This window comes from Massilia sp. X63, from assembly GCF_041023745.1.
Classification (GTDB): domain Bacteria; phylum Pseudomonadota; class Gammaproteobacteria; order Burkholderiales; family Burkholderiaceae_D; genus Telluria.
The window spans coordinates 93,737-103,095 of record NZ_JBFTEF010000016.1; the positions used below are offsets into that span (position 1 = coordinate 93,737).

Here is a 9,359-nt window from a genome sequence, read left to right on the forward strand (position 1 = left end):
CGTTCTTATTGCGATTTCAGCTGGATCGCCGGGGTCACCTGGCAGGCGCGCCAGGTCGGCAGCAGGCCGGCGACGATGGCGGCGGTGACGGACATGATGAAGGTCAGCATCAGCATCTGCCAGTCCATGCGGGCGACCGCCGCCATGCCCTTGCTCTGCATGCCGATCAGCGCCAGCGCGCCGAAGGACAGTGCCAGGCCGAGCACGCCGCCGACCAGGCCGACCACGCTGGTCTCGACCAGGAACTGCTGGAACACGTCGCGGCGCGAGGCGCCGAGCGCGCGGCGCACGCCGATCTCGGAGGCGCGCACCGAGAACTTCGCCAGCAGCAGGCCGACGGTGTTGACCAGGCACAGGATCAGGAAGCCGAAGGCCAGCCAGGCCGACAGCTTGCTGTCGTTGCCGACGACCTTCAGTTCCTCCATCCACTCGCGCACGTTGTACAGCTTGTTCGGTGCATTGCGCTTCAGGCGTCCCAGCTTGCGCTGCTCGCTGGCATAGTTGTCGAGCCAGGACTGCAGTTCAGCGCGGTCGCTTGCCGCGCGGGCTTCGAACCAGAACTGGATCCAGGTGCACTCCGACGTCAAGAGGTTGGCGAAGCCGGGGTCGCGGTTGGCGCTGCAGTTCATGCTGCCGTTGTGGCCCATCTCGTGGCGCAGCGCGGTCGAGAACGGGATGAGGAATTCCTCGGGGTTGCCGAAGCGGCTTCCGCCGATCAGCCGGTAGTAGCGCGGCAGCGGATTCCAGGTATCGAGCACGCCCACCACGGTGTACGGGAAGCCGCCGATCCTGAGCTGCTTGCCGACCGGGTTGGCGTCGCCGAACAGCTTCTCGGAGACCGCGCGGCCCAGCACCACCACGTCGGCGCCGCGTGCGTCGTCGGCTTCAAGCCAGGGCTGGCCGTGCAGGAAAGGCACGTCGAACATGGCAAAGAAGTCGCGCGTCGGCGCCAGGCCGGACGCGGTGAAGGCCGGGATGTCGCTGCGTGGCGGTTCGATCGGCTGGAACACCCCGTACATGGCGCTGCGGCGCTCGCCCTGGCCGCTCTTGAGGAAGTTGGCGGCGTCGATGTAGCCCAGCTGGTGGTCGTTGGGACCGTCGCTCGGCACCCAGCCTTCGGCCGGGCCGTTGTCCACATGCGGCACCAGCAGGCGGTCGCTCTTGTGCGGGATCGGGTCGCCCGACATCATGTGCAGGATGGTGAGCGTGGAGACGCTGGCGGCCACGCCGATGGCCAGGGTCAGCACCATCAGGGCGGTCAGGGCGGGGTTGCGGCGCAGGCTGCGCACGCCGAGCTTGAAGTAATAGGAAAACATGGCGCCTGGCTCCTTATGCCGATGCCACGGCAGTCTTGGCGTCGACCAGGGACGGGCCCTTGCGCACCAGGTCGGACACCTGGCCGTCGATGATGTGGACGTTGCGGTGGGTGCGCACCGCCAGTTCCGGATCGTGGGTCACCATCAGGATGGTGGTGCCGGCCGCGTTGATCTCTTCCAGCAGCTCCATCACGCCGCGCGCCATCTGCGTATCCAGGTTGCCGGTCGGTTCGTCGGCCAGCAGCAGCTTGGGCGAACCGGCCAGCGCGCGCGCGATCGCCACGCGCTGCTGCTGGCCGCCGGACAGCTCGGCCGGGTAGTGCTTCATGCGCGAAGCCAGGCCGACCTTGGCTAGCGCGTCCTCGATGCGTTCCTTGCGCTCGGTCTTGTTGAAGCCGCGGTAGCGCAGCGGCACGTCGACGTTGTCGAACAGGTTCAGGTCGGGGATCAGGTTGAAGCCCTGGAAGATGAAGCCGAGCTTTTCGTTGCGCAGGCGCGAGCGGGCGCTGTCGTCCAGGCCTTTCACGTTGACGCCGTCCAGGATGTACTCGCCCGAGGTGAATTCTTCCAGCAGGCCGGCGATGTTCAGGAAGCTGGTCTTGCCGGAGCCGGACGGGCCGGTCACGGTGACGAACTCGCCCTGCCTGACTTCGATCTCGAAACCGCGCAGCGCGTGGGTCTCGATCATGTGGGTGCGGTACACCTTGCTCAGGTTGGTCATGCGCAGCATGGGATTCTCCTAGTTTGTTGGTTTTCTGGCTTAACGGTTGATCGAGACGCGGGCGGCGTTTTCGAAGGTATCGGTGCCGGCGACGACGACCTTGTCGCCCGGCTTCAGGCCGGACAGGATCTCGACGGCGGAAATGCTGGTGGCGCCCAGCTGGATCGGGGTGCGCACGGCGATCCCGTCCTGCACCACGTAGGCATGGCGCCCGCCTTCGCTTTCCACGAAGGGGCCGCGCGGGAGCATCAGCACGTTCGGGCGTTCCTCGATCAGCAGGCGGGCAGTCACGCGCTGGCTCTGGCGCAGGCCCTTGGGCTGTTCGCCGTCGAAGCGCACGCGCGCCAGCACCTGGTTCCTGACCACCTCCGGCGACAGCGCGGACAGCTTGCCGGTGGCTTTGCCGGAGGGCAGGGTGATCTCGGCGTTCATGCCCAGGCCAATGTCGGCCACATAGGTTTCCGGCACCTCGACCTCGACCTCGAGCTTGGACAGGTCCACCAGGGTCATCAGGGGTGCATTGGCGGCCACCACCATGCGGTTCTGGACGTTCAGGGTGCCGATAAAGCCGTCCACCGGGGCGCGCACGGTCAGTTCGTCGACGCGGCGCTGGGCGTTGGCCAGCGACAGGCGCTGGCGTTCCAGCTCGTTGACCTTGGTCTTCAGGGCCAGCTGGACGTCGTCGCCTTCCAGGCTGGCCGCCTGCGAGGCGTGGCGGGCGCGGATATCGGCCGAGTTCAGCGCATCCTTGGCCTTCTGGTAGTCGATCTTGGCGATGACGCCGACCTGGGCCACGCTTTCGTAGCGTTCCAGGGTGCGCTGGGCCGACAGGCGCTCGATTTCGGCGGTGTCGGCTTCCTTCTGCGCCAGCAGCTTCTGCTTGCGCGCCAGGATGTGCTGGCGGGCCACCTCGGCCTTGAGCTGCTCGTAGCTCGAGGTTTCGCGCTTGAGTTCATCGCTCAGGTCGGGCGATTCCAGCACGGCCAGCACGTCGCCTTTCTTGACGGTGTCGCCGGCGGCGACCTTCAGGTTGACGGTGGCCGGGGCGGTCGAATACAGGGTGGGGCTGACGGCGGCGACGATGCGACCGTTCACCGACGCGTCGCGCACCAGGGTGCCGCGCGTGACTTCGGCGATGCGCAGGCGCGCTGCGCTGACCGAGTGCTCGCTGCTGGTCCAGGCGCCCAGCACGGCGGCGCTCAGGGCAAGGATAGCGACGGCGCCGCCCACCCACAGGGCGCGGCGCTTGAGCTTGTGGACCGGGGCCGGTGTGAGGACGGCGTCTTGATGTGAGGTATCGCGGATCATGGCATCTTCTGGTGACAACATTGGATGGCGCTGTCAATGCAGGTTTCGTGCCAGTTAAGCAAGTCCTTGATTTTGCAGGGAATGATGCAGCCGTGTCCGCTGTCCGGGCTGTCCGTCAATACGCGCGCGGACAGTGCGGCGGACAGTGTCCGGCACAGGCGGCCATTCGGGTCCGCTGCGATAAAGACTGAAGATTGGCGCTTAAGACTGGTGTCAGGTCTGACATTCGGACACGAGCTCGTCAGTAGAAGCCACTGTCGCAAGGCAGAGTTCGTGTCTAAATGTCAGACCTGACCCCGATCTGCGTGTCTAAATGTTAGACCTGCCTGATCTGCGAGGTGGCGCGCCGGCTCACGACCATCCGAGTGCCGACCCGGTCGAGCCGGAAGCACAAGCGCAAGCCAGCCTCAGTAGCGCTTGAGCGGCTTGCCGTTCGCGATCACCTCGCGGCAGTCGCCGCGCATCTTCGCATCGTCGTAGTCGGTCCAGCCGTAGCTGTCGACGTAGCGCTTGTGGCGCTGGAAGGCCGGGTTGACGAAGCTCCAGGCCAGCCGCTCGTCCGGATAGCGGATGTCGGCCATGTCGAGCAGGGTGTGGAACATGTTCTCGGTCGAGAGCCGGGCCTGGCGATGGCGCTGCAGCTGGGCGATCTTGCCGGGGAAGCGCTCGCCGTAGCTGTTCGAATACCAGACGAAGGCCGGCACGTGGAATTCGTACTGGGTATTGTGGCCGTGGAAGGCGATCTTGCACGATTTGTCGTACAGGGTCTGGCCGTGGTCGGCCACGTACAGCATCGAGGCCGGCAAGCCGCTTTCCTTCAGCACCCCGATCACGTGCGACAGGAACCAGTCGGTGTACAGGATGGCGCTGTCGTAGCTGTTGTTCATTTCCGGCTCGATGCGCGGATTCGTGTAGTCGGGCTTGTCGAGCGCGCGCAGGGAGGGCAGCCAGCGGTCGAATTCCTTCGGATAGCGGTGCGCGTAGTTCCAGTGGCTGCCCAGCGTGTGCAGCACCACCAGCACCTTCTGCGCCGGGTCGGCGAGCGCGCGGCGCAGCGGATCGAGCAGCACCGCGTCGTGGTTCGAAGCGCCCGAGGTGTCGCCCAGGTTCAGGAACTGGACCTCGTCCGCCTCTTGCGCGAACACCGATACCGGCGTGTCGAACTTGCCGAACGAGACCTGGTTCGAGATCCAGAAGGTCTTGAAGCCGGCTTCCTTGAAGGCCGACAGGAAGGATTTTTCCGAAAAACCGTCCTTCAGGCTCTGCATCGCCGGTTTGCGCGAGATGATCACCGGCACCGACAGGCGGGTGGCCGATACCGGCGTGATCACGTCCTTCAGCATCACCAGGTTCGCTTCCTGCGCCAGCAGGGGATTGGTCTCGCGCGCATAGCCGTTCAGGCTCCAGCGGTCGAAGCGCGAGGATTCGCCCAGCACCACGACGAAGACCTGCGGCCCGTGCGCCTCGCCGCTCTGGCGCGCATGGAAGCGGAAGGCGGCGCTGCGCCGGTTCAGTTCCGCCAGGTAGACGCGCTCCTTGTAGAAGTCGAGGCCGCGCGCGGCCAGGCCGAAGGGCCAGGAATGGGCAAACAGCGCCAGGTCGACCGGCGGCCTGGCCCAGGCGGGCAAGGCCGGCCAGCTGCCCGCCGAGGCGGCCGGGGAGGAGGCGCTGGCCGGCGTCCTGGACTGGGCGACGCCGACTGCCTGGCCATAGGCCAGCACCGCCGCGCAGGCGGCCAGCACGCCCAGCACGACCCAGCGCGAGCGGTCGTTCCAGTCGAAGTCGCGGCTGCGCCAGGCCACTACCCAGGTCGAGCCGAACCACAGCAGCACGCCGAGCAGCACGGCGCCCAGCAGCCAGGCTTTCCCGCCCAGGAATTCCAGGGCTTCGCTCGGACTGGTCTCGGCAATGACGCCAAGATGGTGGGTCGAGATCCCCTGTCCATAATAAAGAAGCAGATAGAGCTCGGTCGGCAGCGCCAGGAAGGCCGGCAGCAGGGCCCAATGGAACCAGGCCGGACGCTTGCACAGGGCCCAGGCCGCGATCCAGGAGAACAGCCCGGCGCCCAGTAGCTGCCAGGGGCTGTCCGGCTGCCCCTGGCCGCCCAGCAGATGACCGGCAAAGGGCATGCAGGAGAGCAGCGCGTAGCTCAGCAGGAGGTACAGGTTGGCCGGACGCAGCGGGAGGCGTGGCAGGAGCGGCGGCAGGCTGGACATCGGTCAGGAAGAGGGCGAAATCGGCTATTATCCCGTCTTTATAGCTGGAAATACACTATTCTGCCTGTAAGCTTCAGCGCTGTTTTGTAGCAGGCTTGCCACATCCACCATGGTAAACCGCGGTTTACCTTCGTCGTCGGTTCCGCATCCGGCAAAGCGGTTGACCCACTCCCGCATCGGGTCTATACTCGCGAGTTCTCGATTTATTCTGCACATGGTATACGCATTCGCGGCCGCTCCTTCGGTGAGTGGCTTTCGTCGCCTCTGCTGTGAGCAACAAGCGGGACTAGGTTTCAGTCCCCGGACCAGCGCAACAAGGGTCCGGGTCATCAACGTAGTAATTTTGTTGGATTTTTGAACGATGCCAACCATCAATCAACTGATTCGCAAGCCGCGTGAAGCCGCGGTTGTGAAGAGCAAGTCCCCGGCACTGGAAAACTGCCCGCAGAAGCGCGGCGTGTGCACCCGTGTTTACACCACGACCCCGAAGAAGCCGAACTCGGCACTGCGTAAGGTCGCTAAAGTTCGCCTGACCAACGGTTTCGAAGTCATTTCGTACATCGGCGGTGAAGGCCACAACCTGCAAGAGCACAGCGTCGTCCTGATCCGCGGCGGCCGTGTGAAAGACTTGCCAGGTGTGCGTTACCACATGGTCCGCGGCGCGCTGGATACCCAGGGCGTGAAAGACCGTAAGCAGGCTCGCTCGAAGTACGGTGCGAAGCGCGCTAAAGCTGGCGCCAAGAAGTAATTCTTCGGGCTGTCATCCTGCGGACCCTGTCACATACAGGTCACATTAAAAAGTTAAGTTGAGCCGGCCGGAAGGCCGAGTAAGTGAAAGATCATGAGGGTCTTTCGCGAGTGCGGTTACCGCACTCAACTGAAGATAGGAAGGAATTGAAATGCCACGTCGTCGTGAAGTACCCAAGCGCGAAATCCTGCCGGATCCAAAATTCGGCAACACCGATGTCGCCAAGTTCGTCAACGTTCTGATGCTGTCCGGTAAGAAATCGGTCGCTGAAAACATCATCTACGGTGCGTTCGAGCACATCCAGCAAAAATCGGGCAAGGACCCGCTGGAAGTGTTCACGACCGCGATCAACAACTGCAAGCCGATGGTCGAGGTGAAATCCCGCCGTGTCGGCGGCGCCAACTACCAGGTGCCAGTGGAAGTTCGTCCGGTTCGTCGTATGGCGCTGTCCATGCGTTGGTTGCGCGAAGCCGCAAACAAGCGCAGCGAAAAATCCATGCCGCAACGCCTGGGTGGTGAACTGATGGAAGCGGCCGAAATGCGCGGTGGCGCAATGAAGCGCCGTGACGAAGTGCACCGCATGGCTGAAGCGAACAAAGCGTTCTCGCACTTCCGCTTCTAAGCACATGGCCAAACCCTGCGGGGGGCGGCCAAAGCAATATTCGTTGTTCAGGCCGGGCACATTTTGACACCAAGATGCCGCCCGGTTTTGTCCATTCAAAGATTTAGGAAAAATTATGGCACGCAAGACCCCCATTGAGCGCTACCGCAATATCGGTATTTCCGCTCACATCGATGCTGGTAAGACCACCACCACCGAACGCGTCCTGTTCTACACGGGCGTGAACCACAAGCTGGGCGAAGTGCACGACGGCGCCGCCACCATGGACTGGATGGAGCAGGAGCAGGAACGCGGCATTACCATTACCTCGGCAGCGACGACCTGCTACTGGAGCGGTATGGCCAAGAACTTCCAGCCTCACCACATCAACATCATCGACACCCCGGGCCACGTTGACTTCACCATTGAAGTCGAGCGTTCGATGCGCGTGCTCGACGGCGCTTGCATGGTTTACTGTGCAGTCGGTGGCGTGCAGCCACAGTCGGAAACCGTGTGGCGTCAGGCTAACAAGTACAAAGTCCCACGTCTGGCATTCGTCAACAAGATGGACCGTACCGGTGCGAACTTCTTCAAAGTGTACGAACAGATGCGCACACGCCTGAAGGCGAACCCAATCCCGGTCGTGATCCCAATCGGCGCGGAAGACAGCTTCCAAGGCGTAGTCGATCTGGTCAAGATGAAAGCAATCATCTGGGACGAGGCTTCGCAAGGCATGAAATTCGAATACGCTGACATCCCGGAGCACCTGGTTGCGCAGGCGAACGAATGGCGTGAAAAACTGGTCGAGACCGCTGCTGAAGCGAACGAAGACCTGATGAACAAGTACCTGGAAGAAGGCGATCTGTCGGAAGAAGAGATCAAGGCCGCCCTGCGCCAGCGCACCATCGCATCGGAAATCGTGCCGATGTTGTGCGGTACCGCGTTCAAGAACAAGGGCGTGCAAGCCATGCTCGACGCCGTGATCGAATACCTGCCATCGCCAGTCGACATCCCGCCAGTGGCAGGTACCGATGAAGACGACCAGCCGGTCACCCGTAAGGCTGACGATAACGAGAAGTTCTCGGCACTGGCGTTCAAGATCATGACCGACCCGTTCGTCGGCCAGCTGATCTTCTTCCGCGTCTACTCGGGCATGATCAATTCGGGCGACACCGTCTACAACCCGGTCAAGGGCAAGAAGGAACGTCTGGGTCGTATCCTGCAGATGCACGCCAACCAGCGCGAAGAAATCAAGGAAGTCCGCGCCGGCGACATCGCCGCTGCAGTCGGCCTGAAAGAAGCGACCACGGGCGAAACCCTGTGCGATCCATCGGCCGTCATCACTCTGGAAAAGATGGTGTTCCCGGAGCCGGTCATTCAGCAGGCTGTCGAGCCGAAGACCAAGGCTGACCAGGAAAAGATGGGCCTGGCACTGAACCGTCTGGCTCAGGAAGACCCGTCGTTCCGCGTGCGTACCGACGAAGAATCGGGCCAGACCATCATCGGTGGTATGGGCGAGCTGCACCTGGAAATTATCGTTGACCGCATGAAGCGTGAGTTCAACGTGGAAGCAACCGTCGGCAAGCCGCAGGTCGCCTACCGCGAAACCATCCGCAAGGCAGTCACCGACGTCGAAGGCAAGTTCGTCAAGCAGTCGGGCGGTCGCGGCCAGTACGGTCACGCTGTCCTGACCATCGAGCCGCAAGAGCCGGGCAAGGGCTTCGAATTCGTCGACGCCATCAAGGGCGGCGTGGTTCCGCGCGAATACATCCCGGCAGTCGAGAAGGGTGTGCGCGAGACCCTGACCAGCGGCGTGCTGGCCGGTTACCCGGTCGTCGACGTCAAGGTCACCCTGACCTTCGGTTCGTACCACGACGTCGACTCGAACGAAAACGCGTTCCGCATGGCGGGCTCGATGGCGTTCAAGGACGGCTGCCGTAAAGCGAATCCGGTCATCCTCGAGCCGATGATGGCCGTGGAAGTGGAAACGCCGGAAGACTACGCCGGTTCCGTGATGGGCGACCTGTCGTCCCGCCGCGGCATGGTGCAGGGCATGGACGAAATCCCGGGCGGCGGCGGCAAGATCATCAAGGCCGAAGTCCCGCTGTCGGAAATGTTCGGTTACTCGACCTCGCTGCGTTCGGCGACCCAGGGCCGCGCGACCTACACGATGGAGTTCAAGCACTATTCGGAAGCTCCGAAGCACGTGATCGACGCTATCGTGACCGCGAAAGCCAAGTAATAAAAAAACCGGGGACGGGTTTCACGAGAACCTGTCCCCAACAAGCTAAAAACAAATACGTTTCTTTTAAAGGAAGATAGGAAATGGCAAAGGAAAAATTCGAACGGACCAAGCCGCACGTCAACGTCGGCACCATCGGTCACGTTGACCACGGCAAAACCACCCTGACGGCTGCAATCGCAACCGTTCTGTCGAAGAAGTTCGGCG

8 protein-coding genes are annotated in these 9,359 nt (G+C 62.9%); 4 read left to right on the forward strand and 4 right to left on the reverse strand.

The window, feature by feature from the left end; genetic code table 11:
* Positions 1–5 precede the first annotated feature (5 nt).
* From AB3347_RS22900 to AB3347_RS22915, 4 genes are all read right to left on the reverse strand, one after another.
* Positions 6–1,316, reverse strand: a complete 1,311-nt coding sequence (locus AB3347_RS22900) for an ABC transporter permease (RefSeq protein ID WP_369094024.1) — start codon at positions 1,314–1,316, stop codon at positions 6–8.
* 13 nt (positions 1,317–1,329) lie between these two features.
* Positions 1,330–2,046, reverse strand: coding sequence for an ABC transporter ATP-binding protein (locus tag AB3347_RS22905; RefSeq protein WP_369094025.1), 717 nt, complete (start codon positions 2,044–2,046; stop codon positions 1,330–1,332).
* A gap of 30 nt (positions 2,047–2,076) precedes the next feature.
* Positions 2,077–3,345 (reverse strand): efflux RND transporter periplasmic adaptor subunit, encoded by a 1,269-nt coding sequence (locus tag AB3347_RS22910; protein ID WP_369094026.1) that lies wholly within the window; start codon positions 3,343–3,345, stop codon positions 2,077–2,079.
* A gap of 407 nt (positions 3,346–3,752) precedes the next feature.
* Positions 3,753–5,561 carry a phosphoethanolamine transferase gene (locus AB3347_RS22915; RefSeq protein ID WP_369094027.1) on the reverse strand — a complete coding sequence of 603 codons (1,809 nt, stop codon included), beginning with the start codon at positions 5,559–5,561 and terminating at the stop codon, positions 3,753–3,755.
* A gap of 361 nt (positions 5,562–5,922) precedes the next feature.
* Here AB3347_RS22915 and rpsL point away from each other — a divergent pair, with 361 nt between their 5' ends.
* The 4 genes from rpsL to AB3347_RS22935 form a co-directional block, all read left to right on the forward strand.
* Entirely contained in the window at positions 5,923–6,309 is a 387-nt protein-coding gene (gene rpsL, locus AB3347_RS22920; RefSeq protein ID WP_027867278.1) for a 30S ribosomal protein S12, read from the forward strand.
* A gap of 151 nt (positions 6,310–6,460) precedes the next feature.
* Positions 6,461–6,931 carry a 30S ribosomal protein S7 gene (gene rpsG, locus AB3347_RS22925; RefSeq protein WP_027867277.1) on the forward strand — a complete coding sequence of 157 codons (471 nt, stop codon included), beginning with the start codon at positions 6,461–6,463 and terminating at the stop codon, positions 6,929–6,931.
* A gap of 115 nt (positions 6,932–7,046) precedes the next feature.
* Entirely contained in the window at positions 7,047–9,152 is a 2,106-nt protein-coding gene (gene fusA, locus AB3347_RS22930; RefSeq protein WP_369094028.1) for an elongation factor G, read from the forward strand.
* 83 nt (positions 9,153–9,235) lie between these two features.
* A partial coding sequence (locus tag AB3347_RS22935; protein ID WP_227803300.1) for a GTP-binding protein occupies positions 9,236–9,359 on the forward strand: 124 nt, incomplete at its 3' end.